At 43.3% G+C, this 23,824-nt stretch carries 21 protein-coding genes; 14 read left to right on the forward strand and 7 right to left on the reverse strand.

The genetic code is table 11. From position 1 onward, the window contains the following. Nucleotides 1-23 precede the first annotated feature (23 nt). A complete protein-coding gene (tpiA, locus tag VHA01S_RS11105; protein ID WP_023404473.1) occupies nucleotides 24-797 on the reverse strand; it encodes a triose-phosphate isomerase in 774 nt (257 codons plus the stop codon). A 228-nt stretch (nucleotides 798-1,025) separates the two neighbouring features. Here tpiA and VHA01S_RS11110 point away from each other — a divergent pair, with 228 nt between their 5' ends. After that, the gene (locus VHA01S_RS11110) at nucleotides 1,026-1,376 is read left to right on the forward strand and encodes a 5-carboxymethyl-2-hydroxymuconate Delta-isomerase (RefSeq protein WP_023404474.1); all 351 of its coding nucleotides are present in this window, start codon (nucleotides 1,026-1,028) and stop codon (nucleotides 1,374-1,376) included. Between the two features lie 9 nt (nucleotides 1,377-1,385). After that, the gene (locus VHA01S_RS11115; protein ID WP_023404475.1) at nucleotides 1,386-1,805 is read left to right on the forward strand and encodes a DUF805 domain-containing protein; all 420 of its coding nucleotides are present in this window, start codon (nucleotides 1,386-1,388) and stop codon (nucleotides 1,803-1,805) included. Nucleotides 1,806-1,849: 44 nt separating this feature from the next. On the opposite strand, the gene glpX is transcribed toward VHA01S_RS11115, so the two are convergent. Further along, entirely contained in the window at nucleotides 1,850-2,857 is a 1,008-nt protein-coding gene (gene glpX, locus VHA01S_RS11120; RefSeq protein WP_023404476.1) for a class II fructose-bisphosphatase, read from the reverse strand. Between the two features lie 311 nt (nucleotides 2,858-3,168). Between glpX and zapB the strand changes: the two genes are divergently transcribed. Further along, nucleotides 3,169-3,411: a cell division protein ZapB gene (zapB, locus tag VHA01S_RS11125; RefSeq protein ID WP_021714597.1), complete on the forward strand. Its 243-nt coding sequence runs from the start codon at nucleotides 3,169-3,171 to the stop codon at nucleotides 3,409-3,411. A gap of 59 nt (nucleotides 3,412-3,470) precedes the next feature. Here the strand turns inward: zapB and VHA01S_RS11130 are convergent, their stop codons facing one another. Together VHA01S_RS11130 and gpmM are read right to left on the reverse strand one after the other, a co-directional pair. Next, nucleotides 3,471-4,631, reverse strand: a complete 1,161-nt coding sequence (locus VHA01S_RS11130) for a murein hydrolase activator EnvC family protein (RefSeq protein WP_023404477.1) — start codon at nucleotides 4,629-4,631, stop codon at nucleotides 3,471-3,473. A gap of 65 nt (nucleotides 4,632-4,696) precedes the next feature. Further along, on the reverse strand, nucleotides 4,697-6,235 hold the full coding sequence (gene gpmM / locus VHA01S_RS11135; protein ID WP_023404478.1) for a 2,3-bisphosphoglycerate-independent phosphoglycerate mutase: 1,539 nt from the start codon (nucleotides 6,233-6,235) through the stop codon (nucleotides 4,697-4,699). Nucleotides 6,236-6,592: 357 nt separating this feature from the next. Between gpmM and VHA01S_RS11140 the strand changes: the two genes are divergently transcribed. The 4 genes from VHA01S_RS11140 to cysE all read left to right on the forward strand — a co-directional run bounded on the left by VHA01S_RS11140 (nucleotide 6,593) and on the right by cysE (nucleotide 9,649). Beyond that, nucleotides 6,593-7,066, forward strand: coding sequence for a rhodanese-like domain-containing protein (locus VHA01S_RS11140; protein ID WP_023404479.1), 474 nt, complete (start codon nucleotides 6,593-6,595; stop codon nucleotides 7,064-7,066). A gap of 62 nt (nucleotides 7,067-7,128) precedes the next feature. Further along, a complete protein-coding gene (secB, locus tag VHA01S_RS11145; protein WP_023404480.1) occupies nucleotides 7,129-7,605 on the forward strand; it encodes a protein-export chaperone SecB in 477 nt (158 codons plus the stop codon). A gap of 169 nt (nucleotides 7,606-7,774) precedes the next feature. After that, entirely contained in the window at nucleotides 7,775-8,800 is a 1,026-nt protein-coding gene (gpsA, locus tag VHA01S_RS11150; protein ID WP_023404481.1) for an NAD(P)H-dependent glycerol-3-phosphate dehydrogenase, read from the forward strand. Between the two features lie 27 nt (nucleotides 8,801-8,827). Further along, the gene (cysE, locus tag VHA01S_RS11155) at nucleotides 8,828-9,649 is read left to right on the forward strand and encodes a serine O-acetyltransferase (protein WP_023404482.1); all 822 of its coding nucleotides are present in this window, start codon (nucleotides 8,828-8,830) and stop codon (nucleotides 9,647-9,649) included. Nucleotides 9,650-9,691: 42 nt separating this feature from the next. On the opposite strand, the gene VHA01S_RS11160 is transcribed toward cysE, so the two are convergent. Beyond that, nucleotides 9,692-11,047: an MATE family efflux transporter gene (locus VHA01S_RS11160; RefSeq protein WP_023404483.1), complete on the reverse strand. Its 1,356-nt coding sequence runs from the start codon at nucleotides 11,045-11,047 to the stop codon at nucleotides 9,692-9,694. 228 nt (nucleotides 11,048-11,275) lie between these two features. Here VHA01S_RS11160 and VHA01S_RS11165 point away from each other — a divergent pair, with 228 nt between their 5' ends. From VHA01S_RS11165 to VHA01S_RS11190, 6 genes are all read left to right on the forward strand, one after another. After that, a complete protein-coding gene (locus tag VHA01S_RS11165) occupies nucleotides 11,276-11,566 on the forward strand; it encodes a co-chaperone GroES (protein WP_021714589.1) in 291 nt (96 codons plus the stop codon). Nucleotides 11,567-11,626: 60 nt separating this feature from the next. Beyond that, entirely contained in the window at nucleotides 11,627-13,273 is a 1,647-nt protein-coding gene (gene groL, locus VHA01S_RS11170; RefSeq protein WP_023404484.1) for a chaperonin GroEL, read from the forward strand. Between the two features lie 361 nt (nucleotides 13,274-13,634). Further along, on the forward strand, nucleotides 13,635-17,546 hold the full coding sequence (pulA, locus tag VHA01S_RS11175; RefSeq protein ID WP_023404485.1) for a pullulanase-type alpha-1,6-glucosidase: 3,912 nt from the start codon (nucleotides 13,635-13,637) through the stop codon (nucleotides 17,544-17,546). 145 nt (nucleotides 17,547-17,691) lie between these two features. Beyond that, nucleotides 17,692-19,128 (forward strand): ATP-binding cassette domain-containing protein, encoded by a 1,437-nt coding sequence (locus VHA01S_RS11180; RefSeq protein WP_023404486.1) that lies wholly within the window; start codon nucleotides 17,692-17,694, stop codon nucleotides 19,126-19,128. 215 nt (nucleotides 19,129-19,343) lie between these two features. Continuing rightward, nucleotides 19,344-20,936 carry an ABC-F family ATPase gene (locus VHA01S_RS11185; protein ID WP_023404487.1) on the forward strand — a complete coding sequence of 531 codons (1,593 nt, stop codon included), beginning with the start codon at nucleotides 19,344-19,346 and terminating at the stop codon, nucleotides 20,934-20,936. A 186-nt stretch (nucleotides 20,937-21,122) separates the two neighbouring features. Next, nucleotides 21,123-21,686: a VC2662 family protein gene (locus VHA01S_RS11190; protein ID WP_039970747.1), complete on the forward strand. Its 564-nt coding sequence runs from the start codon at nucleotides 21,123-21,125 to the stop codon at nucleotides 21,684-21,686. Nucleotides 21,687-21,755: 69 nt separating this feature from the next. On the opposite strand, the gene epmB is transcribed toward VHA01S_RS11190, so the two are convergent. Further along, complete coding sequence (epmB, locus tag VHA01S_RS11195; protein WP_023404489.1) at nucleotides 21,756-22,778, reverse strand: EF-P beta-lysylation protein EpmB; 1,023 nt, start codon at nucleotides 22,776-22,778, stop codon at nucleotides 21,756-21,758. A 33-nt stretch (nucleotides 22,779-22,811) separates the two neighbouring features. On the opposite strand from epmB, the gene efp reads away from it, so the two are divergent. After that, a complete protein-coding gene (gene efp / locus VHA01S_RS11200; RefSeq protein ID WP_023404490.1) occupies nucleotides 22,812-23,378 on the forward strand; it encodes an elongation factor P in 567 nt (188 codons plus the stop codon). Nucleotides 23,379-23,454: 76 nt separating this feature from the next. Here the strand turns inward: efp and frdD are convergent, their stop codons facing one another. Next, nucleotides 23,455-23,817, reverse strand: a complete 363-nt coding sequence (gene frdD, locus VHA01S_RS11205; protein WP_023404491.1) for a fumarate reductase subunit FrdD — start codon at nucleotides 23,815-23,817, stop codon at nucleotides 23,455-23,457. Between the last annotated feature and the right edge of the window lie 7 nt (nucleotides 23,818-23,824).

Here is a 23,824-nt window from a genome sequence, read left to right on the forward strand (position 1 = left end):
GCAAGACAGTCCATTAAGACTGATTATTGCGCTTTAGCAACTGCCGCTGCTTTAGCGATAGCAGCAAAGCTTTTCGCATCTAGTGCAGCGCCGCCAACTAGAGCACCATCGATGTCTGGTTGAGCAAAGTAAGCTGCAGCATTTTCTGGTTTCACAGAGCCGCCGTATTGAATCACGATGTTTTTAGCAACATCTGCGTTCTTTTCAGCAATGTGAGCACGGATAGAAGCGTGGATGCGTTGTGCATCATCAGCTGTAGCTGCTTTACCTGTGCCGATAGCCCAGATTGGTTCATAAGCAATGATTGCACCGTTAAGTGCTTCTGCGCCTAGTAGGTTAATAACAGCGTCAATTTGACGTGCACATACAGATTCAGTTTCGCCTGCTTCGTTTTGAGCTTCAGTCTCACCGATACATAGAACAGGAGTTAAGCCATTTTCTTTTAGGAAAGCGAATTTTTTTGCTACGAACTCGTCTGACTCTTTGTGGTATTCACGACGCTCTGAGTGACCAATGATGATATGAGTTGCCCCAAACTCTTTTAGCATCGCTGGTGAAGTGTCGCCCGTGAAAGCACCTTGGTTATTAATATCTGTGTTTTGTGCACCAAGGATGATTGCACTACCTGCATCCGTTAAAGTACGTTCTGCAAGGTCAATGAATAGCGCTGGCGGAGCCACTGCTACATCAACACCTGTTACGCCTTCAAGTTCAGCATTCAAGCCAGTTAGTAGATCTACTACCATTTCTTTGGAACCGTTTAGTTTCCAGTTTCCCATAACTACAGGATGACGCATAAAATACTCCCTTCTAAATTAGTAAAAAATATACGCTGTGGATCAATATAACAGATAAAGGTCTATAGATCATGGAAGCAATGATTTCTTATTAAACTCAGTTTGAAAGCCAACAGTACGAGGTGATCTCATTGGCAAAAATAAAGGGAAATTGACGGCCGTAGGTGACGTTTAGTGTATGGTTTATACCTCATCAGGATGAGGTTTTATTTCAAGGAAGTGTTTGTTATGCCTAATTTAGTTATGGAGTACAGTGATGCTCTAGAGGGGCGGTTGAATATTCATAGTGTGTTGCAAGATATGCATCAAATTATGATTGATAGTGAACTGTTTGAGTGTAATTCCATTCGTTCGCGCACCTTACGAACGCATTTATGGTTGATTGGCGAGAGTGAAGACCAACATAACTTTATCCATGTCAGTATCGAACTCCTTGAAGGACGTAACAACGAACAAAAAAAAGCATTGTCAGAGAGCATTTTTCAATTATTAGTCGACCAAGCCAGTTGGGTAGGCAGTTTGAGTGTCAATGTGCGTGAGATGGACAAAGAGTGCTTCCATAAACAATGTAATCTTTAGGAATGAGCAATGGACTATAAATTTTTCTTATTTTCGTTTGATGGGCGTATAGGGCGAAAGCAGTTTTGGATTTGGAATATCAGCTATTATTTATTCCTTTCTGCTGTTGGATCTATGTTAGCCCATATATCACCGGGGATGGCGCTGTATGCGATTCCAGTTTTATCACTGATCTTATTTTATCCAGATTTAGCTGTAACGGCTAAACGTTGGCACGATCGCAATAAATCAAACCGCTTTTTATTACTGAATATACCATTGATTATTGGCCGCTTATTGGTGCCATTTTCGGCGCAGGCCGAAACTGGTGACGGGGTTTCTCGAATCTTGTCGTTGATTGCTCTGATATGTGGCGTTTGGATTTTGGTGGAGTGTGGCTTGTTAAAGGGCAGTGATGGTAAGAATGATTACGGGGAAGCTTACCGGTAATAAAAAACGCAGCCGAGGCTGCGTTTTTTGCGAGTAGGTGCGAGTTATAGGATGTGACCTTTAACTTCGTCGTCTTTACGCTCAAGGTAATGAATAGACTTTATGCGACGGATTGTACGACAACGGCCTCTAATCAATAGTGTTTCTGTAGTAGCGATATTGCCTTGACGAGTAATGCCTTCTAGCAAGTCACCTTTGGTGATACCAGTAGCAGCAAAAAGTACATTGTCACTGCTTGCCATATCAGACAAAGCCAATACCACATTAGCTTCAACGCCCATTTCAGCGCAGCGTTTTAACTCTTCTTCACCGTGAGCACGAGTTTCTGCATCATCACCTTTCACTTCATGACGAGGAAGAAGACGACCTTGCATGTCACCGTCTAGAGCGCGGATAACTGCGGCTGAAACAACACCTTCTGGTGCGCCGCCAATGCAGTACATCATGTCTACTTCACTGTCTGGCATACAGGTTAAAATAGAAGCCGCTACATCGCCATCTGGCACAGCAAATACACGCACGCCCATCTCTTGCATCTCTTTAATCACTTTATCGTGACGAGGTTTTGCCAGAGTAATCACTGTCAGCTCATGCAGAGATTTATCTAATGCTTTTGCTACATTGACTAGGTTTTCAGCAAGTGGTTTAGTCAGGTCAATGTGGCCTTTTGCGCCAGGGCCGACAACCAGTTTTTCCATGTACATATCCGGTGCTTTTAGGAAGCTGCCTTTTTCGCCTGCCGCAAGTACTGCTAAGGCATTGGATTGCCCCATAGCCGTCATGCGAGTTCCCTCTATCGGATCAACTGCGATATCTACTGCATCGCCGCCAATACCGACCATCTCGCCAATGTATAGCATCGGCGCGTCATCGATTTCACCTTCGCCAATAACAATTTCACCGCTAATTTCAGTTTTATTCAGTAGGGTACGCATAACTTCCACAGCCGCGCCGTCTGCTGCGTTTTTGTCTCCGCGTCCAAGCCATTTATAACCGGCTAGAGCTGCGCCTTCTGTTACACGAGAAAATGCTATTGCTAAATCGCGTTTCATATCGACTCCAATTGAGGGGGGTTCACATAAAGGGTTCAAAAAATCGCCGAGATTCTACCATATCTTCACGTAAACGTTTGCGTGATTTGCTCAAGTTTACTCGCCTTCTTGAATATTTATCGGTTTTGCCTCATCGACAACAGCAAGAATGGTGAGGAAAGGTTTGTGATTGTCAAAATTTGATTAGAATCGTGTTTTTTTTGGCCATTTAAACCAGAATTAAATTTTTAGGTGTGTTTATATACATGCGTGTGGGTAGAATGGTTGAGAAGTCAGTCTTTATATATGGATAACGAATTAGGTAGGCCAACATGTCTTTAGAAGTGTTAGAAAAACTAGAAGCCAAAGTGCAGACAGCAGTAGATACAATTACTCTGTTACAAATGGAAGTTGAAGAACTGAAAGAGCAGAAGCAAAGCCTTGCTAATGAAGCTGAGCAACTACGCAACGAGAAAGTTGAAACTGAACAGCGTGCACAACAAGTTCAAGCTGAGCATGATGCGTGGCAAGAACGCATTCGCAGCATGCTAGGCAAAATGGAAGAAGTAGAATAAGTTTTACTTTTCCAGTTGCTAAAGACAGAAACGCCAGCTTTAAGCTGGCGTTTCTGTCTTTAGTGTTTCAACCAATAGCGCGGGTTTTGGGTTTTACTGTTGCGCCTTAATTCAAAGTAGAGGGAAGGAGTCGAACGTCCACCTGTATCTCCGGCCAGAGCGATGGTCTCTCCTGCTGTCACCTTATCGCCTTCTTTCTTGGTCAATACTTGGTTGTAACCGTAGAGCGTCATATCGCCTTTACCGTGGTCAAGTAGCAACACTAAGCCGTAACCACGTAAATAATCTGCAAATACCACAGTACCCGGATAAACCGCTTTTACTGGCTGTTCATATTGGGCGCTGATAACTACGCCTTTCCAATACACTTGGCCGCTTTGTCTAGTGCCGTAGCTGTGCAGTACCTTACCTTTGATTGGCCACGGTAGGTGGCCTTTGCGTCGTGCTAAACCATCCATAGGAACAGAATTACGCTTAGCGGCTTTGGCAATTTCGGCTTTGAGTCGAGATTCGTTACGTTTTAGCTCATTGAGGTAGGCGTGATCGCCTGCGATACCGCGCTTAATTTTCGCTACCGTGTTTTTTCTGTTGGCTTGTGAAGTGCGCAGTTTCTTAAGTTGTTGGGTTTGTTTGCTTAGCAGGGCTTCGATTTGTTGTTGTTCGGCCACTAACTGTTGGTTTTTTTGTTCCAACTGAGCGTTGGTTTTTTGCAGTTCAGTGATAGTTGCGGTGCGCTGTTTAGCAAGATGTTGGTAATACTGGCTGATGCGGTCTTTTTCTTCAGGGCTTTCATGACTAAGAAAGCTCTCTATTTTGGCACTGGTGTGCATCATGTAGTAAGGCTTAACCAGCTTTTGTAGCGCTTCAGCTTGTGACTGAGTTTTATCTAATAATTCTTGATGCTGTTTATCATAAACTTTCAGATTGGCTTCTGAGCGTTTTAATGATGAACGAGTCTGGGTCAAGCTTTTGCTTGCGTTGGCAATTGAGAGTTCGTCAGTCTTTAGGCGTTTTTGCAGCTTATCCAGTTCTTTCTGCTGATGAGAAAGACTTTTTTGCTGACGAGTTATCTCACCTTTAACCCCTTTTAATTCTTCAGGGTTGGCGTTTGCGTTTGGCGAGAAAAATAGCGCAGACGACAGGTATAACAAAACGCCAGCGCATAGCACACTGGCGTTTAATTTTTTCGAAAATGGTACTTTCTGAGGAATGAGATTCATCCTAAATCTTTAACTTGGCTTTCTTTGCTACAGTGTACACTGTAGCAAAGCGTTCTTAGCAAAGATTATTTCAGATTTACAAGAACCTGACCAGACATCTCTGCTGGGATTTCGATGTCAGATAGCTCAAGCATAGTTGGTGCTAGATCTGAAAGCTTACCGTTTTCTTTGAATTCTAGATCTTTGTTACCAACGTAGATCAAAGGAACAGGAAGGTTAGTGTGTGCAGTGTGGATACCACCTGTTTCAGGGTTAACCATCATTTCTGCGTTACCGTGGTCTGCGGTAATTAGCAATTGACCATCTACTTCATTGATTGCTTCAACTACGCGACCGATACACTCATCTAGAGCTTCACTTGCTTTAACTGCTGCATCGTAAACGCCAGTGTGACCAACCATGTCACAGTTAGGGTAGTTACAAACAATCGCATCGTATTTGCCAGATTTAATCGCAGCCACAAGCTTGTCAGTCAATTCTAATGAGCTCATTTCAGGCTGTAGGTCGTAAGTTGCTACTTTTGGAGAAGCAACAAGTTGACGCTCTTCACCTTCAAACTCGTTTTCAATGCCACCATTGAAGAAGAAAGTAACGTGTGCGTATTTCTCTGTTTCAGAGATACGTAACTGAGTTTTACCTTCTTTAGATAACCACTCACCGTAAGTGTTTTCTAGAGATGCTGGTGGGAATGCACATAGTAGAGGGATGTCTGCTGCGTATTGAGTTAGCATAACAAAGTCTACTTGTGGGAATACGTTACGTTCGAAGTTATCGAATGAAGGTACGAAAGTGCGAGTAATTTCACGAGCACGGTCAGCACGGTAGTTCATGAAGATAACAGCATCGCCATCAACGATAGCGGCTGATTCTTCTGTTGCTGTTTTGATTTCAGTTGGTTTAACAAATTCATCGTTTTCATCACGAGAATAAGCAGCTTCAAGACCCGCAACAGCGTTATCAAAAGTAAAGTCAGATTTAGCTTCACTTAATAGGTCATAAGCTTGTTGAACGCGATCCCAGTTGTTATCACGATCCATTGCGTAGTAACGGCCTACAAGAGAGGCGATACGACCTTTACCTAGTTTAGTAAATAGAGCTTGGAAACGTTGTAGTGAACCTTCAGCAGAGCGAGGTGGAGTATCGCGTCCGTCTAGGAAACAGTGTAGGTAGATTTTTTCTGCGCCACGTTCTGCTGCCATTTCAACAGCGGCATAAATGTGGTCTTCATGGCTGTGAACGCCACCTGGAGACATTAGACCTAGAATGTGAACAGCGTTACCAGACTTGATAGCTTTATCCATTGCGTTAACTAGAGTTTCATTTTGTTGGAACTCTTTGTCAGCAATTGACTTAGTAATACGAGTTAGATCTTGGTAAACCACACGACCAGCACCAATGTTGGTGTGACCTACTTCAGAGTTACCCATTTGACCATCAGGTAGGCCAACGTCAATGCCAGAAGCAGAGATAAGCGTATTTGGCTGAGTAGCAATTAGGTTGTCTAGGATGGGTGTGTTTGCATTTGCGATAGCGTTATCGGCTTTATCTTTGCGGTATCCGTAACCGTCAAGGATCACTAGAGCCATAGGCTTCTTAGCTGACATAGTTTGACCTCGTTGTTTAATTTTAAATAACTTTAACTCACGTGATTTTACTACAGATTACCTCAATTGAAGCACTTTAAGGTTAAATAAATTTTTCAATGCTGACTTCTAATGGGTAAATCCGGATGATTTTTATACAGCAAGAGTAATTAAATTTCAAAGAAGGTGTGAATTTACGATCAATTAGGTTGCGTTCACGTTTCATTTATAAAACTAAGCAGTGAATAGTGCTGTATTCGTGATCTATGTTTCCTTTTTAAAAAGCAATCACCCCAGGCTCAATCTCGCATCCTACGTTTGTAATGGTATACTGCCTGCTAAATTTTTCGGTTTATGAATTAAAAAGAGTATCTGACGATGCAAGAAATTTTCGATTTTGCTCACCAGAATATGATTCTGTGTGTTGTTTGGGTTGGTATTATTGTCGCCCTAGTGATGAATATCTTCAAATCTTCCACCGCTGGATATACTGAAGTTGATACTCAGGCGATGACCATGCTAATCAACCGTGAAAACGGTGTCGTAGTGGACGTTCGTACTAATGATGACTTCAAAAAAGGTCATATTACTGACTCAGTTCACATTTTACCTTCTGAAATCAAAGAAGGTACATTAGGTTCGCTTGAAAACAGAAAAAGCGACCCAATCATTGTTGTATGTAAGACAGGTCAAACTGCAATTGAGAATGCCAACGTACTAGCTAAAGCTGGTTTTGAAAAAGTATTCGTGTTGAAACATGGCTTATCTTCTTGGAGTGATGCAAATCTACCTTTAGTGCGTGCTAAAAAAGAACCACGTAAGAAGAAAAAGCAAAAAGCTCTAGCTGAATAAAAATAATCATAGGGCAGCAGATGCGTGCCCTATACCAAGATATACAAATTAAGGATTAAAAAATGTCTGAAGCAGCAGCGACTCAAACACCACAACAGAACTTCACAATTCAACGTATCTTCTTGAAAGATCTTTCTTTCGAAGCGCCAAACTCTCCAGCAATGTTTCAAAAAGAGTGGCAACCAGATGTAAACCTAGACCTAGACACTAAAAGTGCTCAACTAGGTGAAGGCGTTTATGAAGTTGTTCTTCGTCTAACAGTAACTGTTAAAAATGCTGACGAAACAGCTTTCCTATGTGAAGTTCAACAAGGTGGTATTTTCACAGCTGAAGATATGGAACCAGGTCAACTTGCACATTGCCTAGGTGCATTCTGCCCGAACATCTTGTTCCCATACGCTCGCGAAACTATTTCAAGCCTAGTTGTTAAGGGTACATTCCCTCAACTAAACCTTGCTCCTGTAAACTTTGATGCGTTGTTCATGAACTACCTACAAAGCCAACAGCAACAAGAAGAACAGCCACAAGCTGACGCATAATTAGAGTTTAATTTAATCTTTTTGATTAAATTCACTTGAAAATATCAATGCACACCGCATCTAATCATTTGATACGGTGTGCATTTTTTATTTACACTATCTTTTAAAATTCAGTAGATTTTAATTTCAAGGGTCTTTAGACCTTTCACCACATATAATGGATTTGAATATGGCAGCATCAAATTGTGAGTTTCAAGGCACATCAATGACAGTGATTGGCGCCGGTTCTTATGGCACTTCATTGGCTATCTCGCTCGCTCGTAATGGCGCAGAAGTCATTATTTGGGGCCATGAGCGCGAACACATGCAGAAGCTACAAGCGGATAGAATGAACAAAGAGTTCTTACCGGATGTGCCTTTTCCTGATTCACTGATTGTGGAATGTGATTTAGAAAAAGCCGTTGCCGCTAGTCGAGATCTACTGGTTGTCGTACCAAGCCATGTTTTTGGCATTGTATTAGACAGCTTAAAACCACATTTAAAAGCAGATTCACGTATTTGTTGGGCAACGAAAGGCTTAGAGCCTGAAACAGGTCGTCTATTAAAAGATGTTGCGCAAGAGAAACTCGGTGATCAGTATCCGTTGGCGGTATTGTCTGGCCCGACATTTGCCAAAGAATTGGCCATGGGTTTACCGACTGCGATTGCGGTAGCGTCTTCTGAGTCACAATTTGCCACTGAACTACAAAATAAAATTCACTGCAGTAAGTCTTTCCGCGTGTATGCCAATGATGATTTCATCGGTATGCAATTGGGCGGCGCGGTGAAAAATGTCATTGCCATTGGCGCCGGTATGTCTGATGGCATTGGTTTTGGTGCTAACGCTCGTACCGCATTGATTACTCGTGGCCTTGCTGAAATGACTCGCTTAGGCGTAGCATTAGGCGCCAAACCGGAAACCTTTATGGGTATGGCAGGTCTTGGTGATTTAGTGCTAACGTGTACTGATAACCAATCGCGCAATCGTCGTTTTGGATTGGCATTGGGTAAAGGTCAAGACGTAGACACTGCACAGCAAGAGATTGGGCAAGTGGTTGAAGGCTACCGCAACACCAAAGAAGTATGGCTACTGGCCGATCGTGAAGGCATCGAAATGCCAATCGTGGAGCAAATTTACCAAGTACTTTATCAAGGTAAAGATGCCAATGCTGCTGCGCAGGACTTGTTAGCCCGCGATAAAAAAGCAGAACGATAAGAATATTAGTAAAAAAGGATAGTTGAGATGGATGAGTGTGAAGCTAACGATGTATGGCAATGCATTGTCAATGAGGCTCGTAAACAAGCAGAGCAAGAGCCTATGCTGGCTAGCTTCTATCATGCGACCATTATTAATCACGACAGCTTTGCGGCGGCATTGAGTTACATCCTTGCCAATAAGTTAAAAACCGCCAGTATGCCTGCCATGGGTGTACGCGATGTGATTGAAGAAGCATTAACCGCAGATCCCAGTATCACGGACTCAGCAGCCTGTGACATTTGTGCCACTGTTAACCGAGACCCTGCGGTTGCGATGTACTCAGCTCCTTTGCTGTACCTAAAGGGCTATCATGCTTTACAAGGCTACCGCATTGCTAACTGGCTTTGGAAACAAGGCCGAGTGGCGTTAGCCACTTATCTGCAAAACCAAATCTCAGTGGCTTGCCAGGTTGATATTCATCCAGCCGCTAAAATTGGTAAGGGCATTATGCTCGACCATGCCACGGGGATTGTTATTGGCGAAACAGCCGTGGTAGAAAATGATGTGTCTATTTTACAAGATGTCACGCTAGGCGGTACTGGTAAAGAGAGTGGCGATCGTCACCCTAAAATCCGTGAAGGCGTTATGATTGGCGCGGGTGCTAAAGTACTGGGTAATATCGAAGTGGGACAAGGCGCGAAAATCGGCTCATGTTCTGTGGTATTGCAAAACGTCGCTCCGCATACCACTGTGGCGGGCGTTCCGGCTAAAATTACCGGCAAACCAAAATCGGATAAACCTGCGGAAGATATGGATCAAAACTTTAATGGTCGTTCACAGAACTTTATCCATGGTGACGGGATCTAGTGGTTTCTTAGAAATGCAGTAAATCGTTATTTAATAATAAGCTCAACCTAGTGTTGGGCTTATTTCGTTTAAGGTGTTACGGCGCAGTGCATACGCGTACAAGTAGCCACTGATCCCGCCTAAAACATTGCCTATTGCCACTCCAATAAATAGCCCCTGAATCCCCAAGTATCGGCTACCTAACCATGCGCAAGGTAAAGTAAATACAAACAAGCGCAAACAGCTCCAGATGAACGCCGACATAGGTTTATGCATAGCATTCAAACTGCTGATCAGTAACATTACTACACCTTGAAAGCCGTAGCTGATTGGCACGCATACTAGATATAACCATAACAAGTGACGCACGCTCTCTTCTTGGCTAAATAAGCTGGCAAAAGGTGCGCTAAGTGGCACCATCACAATAAAGACCAACAGCTGAAATAGAACAGAGAAACGCATACACATAAACAGTGCTTTGAAACTTCGTTGTGGGTTATTTGCGCCGAGGTTTTGCGACATAAAGGGTGTTAAAACTGAGGTCAGTGCCATGAGCACGATTAATAACAAAGACTCAATTCTTTGCGCTGCGCCATAGGCGGCAACCGCCGCTGTACCGTGACTGGCCAGTATCATCATTAAAATAGCGGCGCTGATCGGATTAAGCGCATTTGATAATGCAGCCGGAGTACCGATTTTAAGAATGTTTTTCCAGTCACTGAGCAGTTGTTTTGGCTTGGGCTTAGCCAGTAATTTAACGCGCACTACTAGAATATAAAATGAGGCTAGCATAGCGACAAACCAACTGATCCCAGTCGCAATTGCCGCCCCTTGAATACCAAGCTCAGGAAACGGGCCAATACCGAAAATAAGAAGTGGGTCTAATACGCCATTAATTACCCCTGCGGTAATCATGATTTTGGCGGGGGTTTTGGTGTCTCCACAGGCTCGAATAGCGGCGTTACCACTCATCGGGATAACCAATAATGGGATTGCCAGATACCAGACCGCCATATATTGATCGATAAGAGGCAATAGCTTCGGTTCAGCTCCAAGACGAGTAAACAAAGGCTCAATGGTGTGCAGGCCAATGAGCGAGGTGATGCTAATTATGAGCACCGCCAACAAAATACCGTGACTGGAAAATCGCGCCGCTTGCTCTGGTTGCTTTTGCCCTAAGAAACGCCCCACATGAGTGGATAGCCCCATGCCAATACCCATAGTGATGCAGTTCATGGCAAAGGTAACTGGGAAGGTAAAACTGATCGCCGCTAACGCATCGGTGCCAAGCAGCGAGATAAAGAAAGTATCCACTAGATTAAACATTAAAATGGCGACGATACCCAGCACCATAGGTAGCGTCATTTGACGCAACACTTTGTCGATGGGGTCGGTTAATAGTCCGTGTTTATCGTGCATCTAGATTCTGCTGGTTTGGATGGAAGCATAGAATAACCTGTAAGCGTGCTTTCAACCAGAGGGGCAAACAAAGCACTTAAGTAATCAAAGTGCACATTAATATGAAGTTTTTGTAAAAAACTCAGCTTCTACCCTTGGGATCATCCGGATTGCCCCCAACATATTCTTCACTAGCCAAGAAACGGCATTTTATCATTTGTTAGAAATACAATTTAGGAGAATCAATCGATGAATATTCGTCCATTACATGATCGAGTTATCGTTGAGCGTCAAGAAGTTGAATCAAAATCTGCTGGCGGCATCGTTTTAACTGGTTCTGCTGCTGAGAAATCTACTCGCGGTAAAATCCTTGCTGTCGGTAAAGGTCGCATCCTAGAGAACGGCACAGTGCAACCTCTAGACGTTCAAGTTGGTGACACAGTAATCTTCGCTGAAGGCTACGGCACTAAAACTGAAAAGATTGATGGCAAAGAAGTGCTCATCATGTCTGAAAACGACATCATGGCAATTGTTGAATAAGTAACCATTATCTGAATCAACAACTAAAAAATAGAATCGAATTTAGAAAGGAATATAAAAATGGCTGCTAAAGACGTTAAATTTGGTAATGACGCACGAATCAAAATGCTAGAAGGTGTCAACGTTCTAGCTGACGCAGTAAAAGTAACGCTAGGTCCTAAAGGCCGTAACGTAGTATTAGACAAATCTTTTGGTGCACCAACAATCACTAAAGATGGTGTATCTGTAGCGCGTGAAATTGAGCTTGAAGACAAGTTCCAAAACATGGGCGCGCAAATGGTTAAAGAAGTGGCTTCTCAAGCAAACGATGCTGCGGGCGACGGAACAACCACAGCGACAGTGCTAGCACAATCTATCATCACTGAAGGTCTTAAAGCGGTAGCTGCGGGTATGAACCCAATGGATCTTAAGCGCGGTATCGACAAAGCGGTTATCGCGGCTGTTGAAGAGCTTAAAGGTTTATCTCAACCATGTGCTGATACTAAAGCTATCGCACAAGTGGGTACTATCTCTGCAAACTCTGATGCGACTGTAGGTAACATCATTGCTGAAGCAATGGAAAAAGTAGGCCGTGACGGCGTTATCACTGTTGAAGAAGGTCAGGCTCTACAAGACGAGCTAGACGTAGTTGAAGGTATGCAGTTTGACCGCGGCTACCTATCTCCTTACTTCATCAACAACCAAGAAGCAGGCAGTGTTGACCTAGATAGCCCATTCATCCTTCTTATCGATAAGAAAGTATCAAACATTCGTGAGCTACTTCCTACTCTAGAAGCGGTTGCTAAAGCATCTCGTCCACTGCTTATCATTGCAGAAGACGTTGAAGGTGAAGCACTAGCAACTCTAGTTGTGAACAACATGCGCGGTATCGTTAAAGTTGCTGCTGTTAAAGCACCTGGCTTTGGTGACCGTCGTAAAGCAATGCTACAAGACATCGCTATCTTAACTGGCGGTACTGTGATTTCTGAAGAAATCGGTCTAGACCTTGAAAAAGTGACTCTAGAAGACCTGGGTCAAGCGAAACGTGTGACAGTAACCAAAGAAAACTCAACCATCATCGATGGTGCGGGTGATGAAGTGGCTATCAACGGTCGCGTTACGCAAATTCGTCAACAAGTTGAAGACGCAACGTCTGACTACGACAAAGAAAAACTTCAAGAGCGCGTAGCAAAACTTGCTGGCGGTGTTGCAGTAATCAAAGTTGGCGCAGCTACTGAAATTGAAATGAAAGAGAAAAAAGACCGTGTAGAAGATGCTCTACAAGCGACTCGCGCCGCGGTTGAAGAAGGTGTTGTTGCAGGTGGTGGTGTTGCACTAATCCGCGCTGCTTCAAAACTAACGTCTCTAACTGGCGACAACGAAGAGCAAAACGTCGGTATCCGCGTAGCTCTACGTGCAATGGAATCACCAATTCGTCAAATCACGACTAACGCAGGTGACGAAGAGTCTGTTGTGGCAAATAACGTTAAAGCAGGCGAAGGCAGCTACGGCTACAACGCAGCTACTGGCGAATACGGCGACATGCTAGAGATGGGTATCCTTGATCCAACTAAAGTAACTCGTAGTGCACTTCAGTTTGCAGCCTCTGTAGCCGGTCTTATGATCACTACCGAAGCTATGGTAACTGACAAACCACAAGGCGATGCTCCTGCAATGCCTGATATGGGCGGCATGGGTGGAATGGGCGGCATGCCTGGCATGATGTAATTACATCAATCCCTTTTAAATACTGAAACGAGAGCTTAAGCTCTCGTTTTTTTTGTCTTGAAATTGGGCTTTCTGATTCTAAAGCCACAAATTACACATAGTGGAATAGGAGTATACAAAGAGGCGTATAACGCATATTTAGGGGCGTAGGGGCTCAGCGTACAAATATCGATCGGGACAATACTTTGTATGCCTGCAATATGTGACAGTACTCGTAACGCTATCTATCTTATTGTTTTTGTTGGTTTTATCTGGTTTGTGTCACGTTATGTAGTTTTCACTTCTCACTAGTATATGGTCAATCAAGAGCAACTTCTCTTGAGGTATTAATCATATTTAGATTGACCTAGAGGAAACTACAATGAGTTTTAAGGTGAATATATTAGCAAAGGCAACAATGCCTATGTTAGTGGCAGCGGTACTGTTTGGGTGTGGAGGAGGAGACTCCTCTTCAATTGATGATCCTAATGTTCCTGACAATACTCCAGGAAACGAAGCGCTTTATCCTGCGCAACCTGATGAAGTGGTCATTTACTATAAACGTGATGGCGCTTTAGAAAGTGAATACCAAGGTTGGGGATTACACCTTTGGAATGGTGAAGGCTGTACTAGTACCGACCTTGAAAGCATGGGAATTAGCAGTTCAGGTACCAACTGGGCTGAACCTTATTTAGCGACAGGCTTTAATCGCACTTATGGCGCTTATTATGTTCTCAAAGTGGATACCCTAGCTTCCGACCCTCATAAGTGCATGAACTTTATTTTGCATAAAGGTGATGAGAAAGGTTTTGGTAGTGCAAACCACAAAGTACAACTCGATCAATTAGGGGCAACTCGCAGTCTCTTTGGCTTTCATGGCAGTAGCGAAATTTACTATGAGCCAATCGCTGATCGTCCTGTGGCAATTAATGGGCAGAAAGCACACTGGTTGGATAGAGAGACGATAGCGTTAGAAGTTGCAGCGAATGTGGATAAAGTGGTTCTTTACTACTCTCCGAGCAATGAGATTGTATTAGATAGTGATAAAAAAGATATTGTTGGTGGAACACAGATTGAATTGCCGATAGAAGGCAACTTGAACGATGAGCAAAAATCTCGCTTCCCACATCTTGCTGGCTTAACGGCCACTCACGTTAATCTTGACGATGCCGAATTGGGATTGGTACTGAAAAGCCAGATCGTACTGGCGACTTATAATAGTGATGAGCAACTCATTAGCTCTACAGAAGTACAAAAGGCCGGTGTTTTAGATGACGTCTTTGTAAAAAAAGACAGCGGTAATGCTATTTCTGAGCAGTTAGGGGCTATTGTTCAGGGGACAAATACAGAGTTTAAATTATGGGCACCGACAGCAAAAAATGTCGTACTTTATCTGTATGACTCTAACAAGGTACAGATCCAACAGGTACAAATGAGTGAAAATACTCACAATGGCGTGTGGGAGTCTGATTCTATATCTGATGTTGTGGGTAAGTATTATCGATATGAAATCACGGTATACCATCCAACGACGAAACAGATTGAAACGGTTATGGTCACAGACCCGTATTCTTTAAGCCTTTCAACTAATTCTACATATTCTCAAGTTGTTGATTTAGAGAATGACGCATCGTTAAAGCCGGCTAATTGGGATAATTATGAAAGGCCAGAAACCCCGCAAAACAGTCATGGCGAGTATATCGATGAATATCATGTCTTATATGAATCTCATTTAAGAGATTTTAGTTTTAGTGACTCCCAAGGTACACCTTCCCTTAACGGAAAATACCTTGCAATTACTGAGCCACAACGAGAATCGGTTTCTCACCTAAAAGAGCTTCAAGCAGCCGGGCTAAATACTTTACATATTCTTCCTGCCTTTGATATAGCCACTGTAAATGAAGCGAATACTATAGATATCAATGACACAGTCGCAGACCTTTGTGCTGTTCGAGAAAGTGCCGTTGTGTGTGGAGTAGAGGATCCAAACCAGACCTTAGAAAGCGTCATGCAAGGTTACGATCCAACGACAGATCAAGTTCAGCTTCTAATGAACGATCTGCGTGATCTAGACAGCTTTAACTGGGGTTACGACCCATACCATTACACTGTGCCTGAAGGCAGTTTTGCTACCAATGCAGAGGGTACTGTTCGCATTAAAGAATTTCGTGAGATGGTGAAAGCGACTCATGATATGGATTTAAAGCTAATCATGGATGTGGTTTACAACCATACTAATGCATCGGGAACCAATGAAAAGTCAGTCTTAGATAAAATAGTCCCTGGGTATTATCATCGCCTGAATGTGAATACGGGTGGCGTAGAGAACTCAACATGTTGTGACAATACCGCCACTGAGAACTTAATGATGGGTAAGCTAATGATTGATTCATTAGTGACTTGGTCGAAAGAATATAACGTAGATGGTTTCCGTTTCGATCTTATGGCTCACCAGCCGAAAGCTTTGATGATTGAAGCATTGGAAGAGGTACGTAAAATTCGCCCCGATACTCTATTTTACGGGGAAGGATGGGACTTTGGCGAAGTAGCCAACAATGCGCGCTTTGAACAAGCCACACAAATCAATATGGCAGGTACTGGCATAGGTACTTTCTCTGATCGCCTGCGTGATGCAGTGCGTGGCGGTAGCCCTTTTGATGGTGACGGTTCTGGCTTGCGTAGAAATCAGGGTTTTGCAAACGCCGCTTATCCTAATGAACGTCGTGAAATGACCGAGACAGAAAGCCAAGATTTGCTGCACAACCAAGATTTAGTGCGTTTGGGCATGGCGGGTAATTTAGCTGATTTTGTTCTTGTCGATTATGAAGGCACAACTCAGCAAGGTAAGCATATTGACTATAATGGTGCTCCTGCGGGATACACTAAAGATCCTTCAGAAAACATTTCATATGTGTCTAAACATGATAACCAAACGTTCTGGGATAACAATGCTTACAAGAGTGCGACAGGAGTTAACTCTGATGAGCGTGCTCGTATGCAAAGTTTGGGACTGTCTGTAGTAATGATGGGGCAAGGTATTCCTTTTATCCATATGGGCTCTGAGCTACTACGTTCTAAGTCAATGCAGCGAGATTCTTATGATTCTGGTGATTGGTTTAACCGAGTGAAGTTTGATGGTTCAGATAACAACTGGAATGTTGGATTACCTCGCCAAGATAAAGACGGGGCAAACTGGAATTTAATCTCACAAATTATCTCTGACAGCACCAATAAACCGACTGAACAAGATATTGATTTGGCTAAGAATCAATTTTTAGAATTGTTAAAAATTCGCAGTTCGAGTGCACTTTTCCAACTTAGTTCAGCACAAGAGGTTATGGCGCGTGTCGATTTCCACAATGTTGGGGAAGGACAAACGCAAGGTCTCATCGTTATGTCGATTGATGATGGTGTGAGTGCCGGTGACGATCTTGATTCAAACAATGACGCTATTGTTGTTGTCATTAATGCCTCTAATGTGGTGCAGCATTTCGCCATTGAAGGAGCAACTGATTTTCAACTTCATGACGTGCAGGCTATCTCGGCAGATTCAATAGTACGTACAGCGGCATTTGCCGATGGCACCTTCTCTGTACCAGCATTGACTACAGCGGTATTTGTTCAACCACAAAATGGCGTGCAAGGTAGCGGTTTACCTGTGGCTGAAAAAGACCAAGATTTACCACCATTTGGCGCATCACCTGTATACATTGCCGGCAGCTTTGCACAAGCTTCATGGGAGCCAGCAACTATCGAAGTGCCGTACTTTACTGGTGGCGTATATAGCACCAAGTTGGGTTTAAGTGAGAGTGCTGAATACAAGTTTACTTTGGGGGATTGGGACAGTGCGATTGATTGCGATGGTGGAAATTGTGCCGTTGATTTCACAGAAATAGGCATGTACGAATTTGCATTAGACGCCAGTGATACTTCTGCTTTAAAAGTCATTGAAGCTAAGTTAGTTGAAAGTTATTTGGATAAAGAGTGGTATATTCCTGGCTCAATCTCAGGTGCCTGGGATCATTCTGCAGAGCGAAAAATGGCCTTAACCGATACAGCCGGACAAGTGTTGTTTAATACTGGAGAGCTTGAGTCTGGCACTTCTTACGAGTTTAAACTGACCTGTGGTGATTGGGGTCAATGTGAACATGGTTTCAACGATGTTATTGCCGCTGAAGGTTCTTTACCTATTCATGAGGCTAGTGGCAATATCGCGTTTACTCCTGATGCAAGCGCAAGCTATGAAGTGGTTTTTGATTTTCTTGCTAAAACGGTGCTTATCCGTCAGTTATAAGCAAATGTAGTGAACACTTTATGATTCAGCGCCACTCATTTTAGTGGCGCTTTTTTATGGTCGTAATATCTGCAAAATCAGTTCCACTAGTGTTCTTTGTCAATATCTTGCACACTAAGTTCATCTGAACAGTTAGAGAAAGAAGATGCACATACAAAAATTGAAGTACAAAGACGGCATGGCGGAGCTGTCTATCGCTGATTGGCACATTGAAGCCGGCCAACATTGGGGAATATTTTCTTCACAAAGTCAGTGTTCAGCGCTAATTGTTCAGTTGTTAAGTGGCGAACTCGAAGCGAACTCAGGTGAGGTATTGGATAGCCCGCAACGTATCGCGTGTGTCTCTTTGCTTCATCAGCAACGCTTGTTAGAAGAAGAGATTGCTAAAGACGAAACCGACTTTCAAGACCGCATTGATTACGGTTCAACGGTTGAGCAACTGATCTTAAACATGGGTTGTACTCAAGCTGAGCTAGAAGAAGTGATTGAGAAAACGGATCTGGGTGAATTGCGTCAGCGTCCTTTCCGTCAACTTTCTACGGGCGAAACACGTCGCGCTATGCTTGCTCGCGCCTTAGTGACTAAGCCGCAACTGCTGATTCTTGATGAACCTTATACAGGGTTAGATACTGCGCACCGACTGGCTCTAAGTCAGCTACTTAACGTGTGCGCCGAGCAGATGCAACTGATTGTCATTACTTCTCGTGAAGATGAACTGCCAAGTTGTATCAGCCATGTGGCTTTGTTTGACCATCACTCGCTGACCCAAACCATGACCTTAGAAGAGTGGCACAACCATCCTATCAAGCAACACATCAAGAAACTGTCACAACAAAAGAGTGGTGGTGTGTTTGAGCTTCTTGAGTCTTACCATGAGCAAAAGCAGTTGCTTGATCCCTTAATTGATATGCAAAACGTCAAAGTGGAATATCTAGATGGGGTGATTTTCAAAGACTTTACTTGGCAAGCTAAAATTGGTCAGCACTGGCAAATTCGTGGGCCAAATGGCTGTGGTAAAAGCACCTTGTTAGGCTTGATCATGGGTGACCATCCGCAGTGCTACAGCAATGACATTTCTGTGCTAGGTATGAAGCGCGGTTCTGGCGAAAGCATTTGGGATATCAAGAAGCAAATCGGCATAGTCTCGTCTGCACTGCATTTGCAGTATCGCGTGAATTGCAGTGCGCTAGACGTATTACTGTCGGGTTTCTTTGATAGCATCGGCTTGTATGAAAAGCCGAGTAAGAAACAGATTCAGCTTGCTCAGCAATGGCTAAAAGTGCTGGAAATGAGCGAATTTGAGAAGATTGGCTTTAAGAGTTTAGATTACGGACAGCAGCGACTATTACTGATTGGCCGCGCCTTGATTAAGCAACCGGCATTACTCGTGCTAGATGAACCATACCAAGGGCTTGATTACATTAACCGTAAGTTGGTGTTCTTTGTGCTAAATCGCATCGCCAAAACCAACATGAGCCAACTGCTGTACGTGACCCACTACGCAGAAGATGCCCTAGAAGCCATCGACCACTTCATTGACTTTGAACCTGTCGCCGAAGGCCATCAACTGGTGATCAGCTAGTCGTTATTGCCAATACCTTTAAGTAAGGGCTCAGTTTACTGGGCACTTACTTAGAGGGCATAAATGATGTGAATGTGCCTGAATAAGCGATTTCTCCCTTCCTGCGAGTGTTATAACCGAATAAACCTGTGCTCTAGCTCAAACTTTACTGGCTATTTTTCCCGCAAACGAGTACCTTTGCGCGGTTAAAAATATTCAACGCATAAGGGTCTGATTTGATTTCCACAGCTAACATCACTCAACAATTTGGCGCTAAGCCTTTATTTGAAAATATCTCGGTTAAATTTGGCGAAGGCAATCGCTATGGTCTGATCGGAGCAAATGGTTGTGGTAAGTCCACGTTTATGAAGATCTTAAGCGGTGAGCTTGAGCCTTCTGGTGGTAATGTTAGCTACGATCCTAATGAACGCGTGGCTAAACTAAACCAGGATCAGTTTGCTTACGAAGAATTTACCGTAATCGATACTGTGGTTATGGGTTTCAAAGAGCTTTGGGCGGTAAAGCAAGAGCGTGACCGTATTTACTCATTGGCTGAAATGAGTGAAGAAGATGGCATGAAAGTGGCTGACCTTGAGGTTGAGTTCGCAGAAATGGACGGTTACATGGCGGAAGCCAAAGCGGGCGAATTATTGCTTGCGGTAGGTATTCCTGAAGAACAGCATTACGGCCTGATGAGCGAAGTCGCTCCCGGTTGGAAACTGCGTGTGCTATTAGCGCAGGTACTATTTGCTGACCCGCACATCATGCTACTCGATGAACCTACCAACAACTTGGATATGGACACCATCCGTTGGTTGGAAGAGACGTTGAACCAACGTAACTGCACCATGATTATCATCTCGCATGACCGTCACTTCTTAAACTCAGTATGTACTCACATGGCTGACTTAGACTACGGTGAGTTGCGTCTATACCCTGGTAACTACGACGAATACATGACCGCAGCGACTCAAGCTCGTGAGCGTCTATTGTCTGACAACGCTAAGAAAAAAGCGCAAATTGCCGAACTGCAAACTTTCGTTTCTCGCTTCTCTGCGAATGCTTCAAAAGCGAAACAAGCCACTTCTCGTGCTAAGCAGATTGATAAAATCCAACTGGATGAAGTTAAAGCATCAAGCCGTCAAAACCCATTCATTCGTTTTGAGCAATCTAAAGAGTTGTTCCGTAATGCCTTGGTGATTGAAAACCTAACTCAAGGTTTTGAAGACGATTTATATGCTGACTTTAATGCCATTTTTGAAGTGGGCGAGCGCGTTGCTATTATCGGTGAAAACGGCGTAGGTAAAACAACGCTGTTGAACACATTAGCCGGCTCAATTGCCCCTCGTAGCGGTGAGTACAAGTGGTCTGAAAACTCAAACATTGGTTACTACGCTCAAGATCATGCACACGACTTTGAAGAAGACTTGAAAGTATTTGACTGGATGGCGCAATGGCGTCAAGAAGGCGACGATGAGCAAGTGGTACGTAGCTTCTTAGGCCGTATGTTGTTTGGTCAAGACGATATCAAGAAGCCGGTTAAGGTTCTTTCTGGTGGTGAGCAAGGTCGTATGCTGTTAGGCAAGATCATGATGCACAAGCCAAACATCTTATTGATGGATGAACCGACTAACCACATGGATATGGAATCTATCGAATCGCTAAACTTGGCGCTAGAGAACTACAAGGGCACTTTGTTCTTCGTTTCTCACGACCGTGTATTTGTAGATTCGTTGGCAACACGCATTCTTGAAATTAAAGACGGTAAGATCAACGACTTCCGTGGTACTTACGCTGAGTTCTTGAAAAACCGTGGTATTGAGAGCTAAGTAAAGCTAAGCTTAATTACGTTTTTTGATTGATGATAGCCCTTGCAATTGCAGGGGCTTTTTTATGGATAAATACATGAAATAATTATATTTCATATGCAATCAGTTTGTTTTGTTTTATGCTTAATTGGTGACGGTTTGAGACTCAAACCAAATAGAGTTGTAATCAATAAGATGGATTTTAAAATGAAAAAACGACTATTAGCAGTAACAGCGACACTTGCCCTTGCTTCACCTTTTGCTATGGCTGAAAGTGCGCCGGTAATGTTCTCTTCTCTAAATGGCTTTAATGCGCCAAATGCAGATTCAGTAGGCGGTGTACGTCTGTCTGTATTGCACGGTCAAGTTCGTGAAGTTACAGGGCTAGATATCTCAGTGTTAGGTATGTCCGAGCGCGATAACATGACTGGGCTTAACTTAAGCTTTTTCTTTGGCGGTTCTAAAGTTAATAAACAAATGACCGGTGCGGCATTGGGTCTATTTAACTGGAACCCAGGTAATACAACAGGTGCTAACATTAGTGCGGTTAACATTACCAATAATGTGAAAGGTCTAAACTTGGGGGTGGCTAACATCTCTAAAGGGAAAACTATTGCTGATGTAGCCGTGGTGAGCCTTTCTAAAGAATCTAACTTCCAGCTAGGTATCTTCAACAAAACAGAAAAAATTGATGGCGTACAGATCGGTCTAATTAACTGTGCTGACAATGGCTTCTTTAAATGTTTCCCTATCGTGAACTTTGCTAAGTAATCGACGTTAAAACATTTTACACACCTTATTATTGAACCTCGACGAGACAGTGTCTCGCCGAGGTTTTTTCTATTCTAAATGCAGATCTAACAGCGTTTTGCTGGCTCTACCACCAATTTCTCGGGTAAGCGAAGGCACCAGATAGCCAGAAACTTCTTTCATTAGGTCTGAGATTAAGCTTCGAGCTTGGTCATCGCTGATATAAAAATGCGCTGCGCCTTGTACTTTATCTAATACGTGCATGTAATAAGGTAAAATTCCGGCATCAAAAAGCTTCTCGCTGAGGGCTTTTAATACTGACACTTCATCATTCACGCCTTTTAACATGACCCCTTGATTGAGCAAGGTTACCTGACTTTGTTTTAGCTTAAACATGGCCGCAGCCAACTCAGCATTGATCTCATTCGGGTGATTAATATGAGTGACTAATACCGTGTTTAAAGAGCTTTCTTGTAGCATGCGACAAAGTGAGTCAGTAATTCGGTCAGGAATCACCACTGGCAATCGAGAGTGAATACGCAAAGTGCGTACATGCTCAATTTGCTGTAATTGGGTGATGAACCATTGCAGTTCATGATCTTTGGCCATTAATGGGTCTCCACCTGAGAGAATCACTTCGTTTATCTCTGGGTGCAGGGCAATGTAGTCTATGTTGTTTTGCCAAATAGACTTACTGCCTTTGTTATCTGCGTACGGGAAATGGCGACGGAAACAGTAGCGGCAATTAATAGCGCAACTGCCTTTAAAGACCAATAGCACACGGTTTTTGTATTTGTGCAGTAGGCTTGGCTGTTCATTGTCTTGTTCTTGTAGTGGATCTTTGCTGTATCCAGCCACTTCATTAAATTCGGCATCGACAGGCAAAACTTGTAGCAAAAGAGGGTCGTTGATATTGCCTTTTTCCATTCTCTCAACAAAGCTTACAGGCACTCGCTGTGCGAAAAGTTTGCGAGCTGACAAACTATTTGCCCAATCTTGAGGGTCAATATTAAGCATTGAGAGTAGTTCGGTAGGATCGGAGATCCCATTAGCCAATTGTTGCAACCAGTTTTTTTCAACAGATACCGGTTTTTGGGTTATTATATGCGACATTAAAACTTACTCTAAGAATAAAAAGAGGAAAAAATGGCTACTGTAAGTACCAATGAATTCAAGGGCGGTTTAAAGTTCATGCTCGATAACGAGCCATGTTCAATTCTAGAAAACGAATATGTAAAACCGGGTAAAGGCCAAGCATTTAACCGTGTTAAAGTTCGTAAACTACTATCAGGCAAGGTTCTAGAGAAAACATTTAAGTCTGGTGAATCTGTTGAGCTTGCTGACGTTCTAGATATCGACCTAGATTATCTATATTCAGACGGCGAATTCTACCACTTTATGAACAACGAAACATTCGAGCAAATTGCTGCTGATGTTAAAGCTGTTGGTGATAGCGCTAAATGGCTCGTTGAAAACAACACTTGTATGATCACTCTTTGGAACGGTAACCCGATTGTAGTTACTCCACCAAACTTTGTTGAGCTTGAAGTTGTTGAAACAGATCCAGGTCTGAAAGGTGATACTCAAGGTACAGGCGGTAAGCCAGCAACACTATCAACAGGCGCTGTTGTTCGTGTTCCTTTATTCATCCAGATTGGTGAAATTGTTAAGTGTGATACTCGCTCTGGCGAATACGTTGGACGTGTAAAATAATCCACTGACAAGCAAACATTAAAAAGGCCGCTGTTTTCACAGCGGCCTTTTGTTTGTCTTAAATCTAAGTCTAGGCTTACACCATGAAGACAAATACTACAGCTAAGCCACTAAAGAACGCTGCAATGAAGTAAGCAGCCACTTTACCGGCAACACCAGTGTGCAGTTTAAGGTCGTGCATACCGTGGTGTACACGGTGCATTGCATGCCACATAGGAAGCGCAATAGTTGCGATAACAAACAATGCCCCTATGATGGTTTTTACAAACGCAGACACTCGCTCGTAGCTCATTGCATTAGCATCGATAATGCCAAGTGGTACAAGAATACCAAGCACAAAAATCGTTACAGGAGTGATCATGGCAAACCATGAACCACCGGCACCAAACAGCCCCCACCATACGGGTTCGTCAGAACGCTTTGGATGTTTATTGATCACATTCGAC

The organism is Vibrio halioticoli NBRC 102217 (assembly GCF_000496695.1).
GTDB lineage: Bacteria > Pseudomonadota > Gammaproteobacteria > Enterobacterales > Vibrionaceae > Vibrio > Vibrio halioticoli.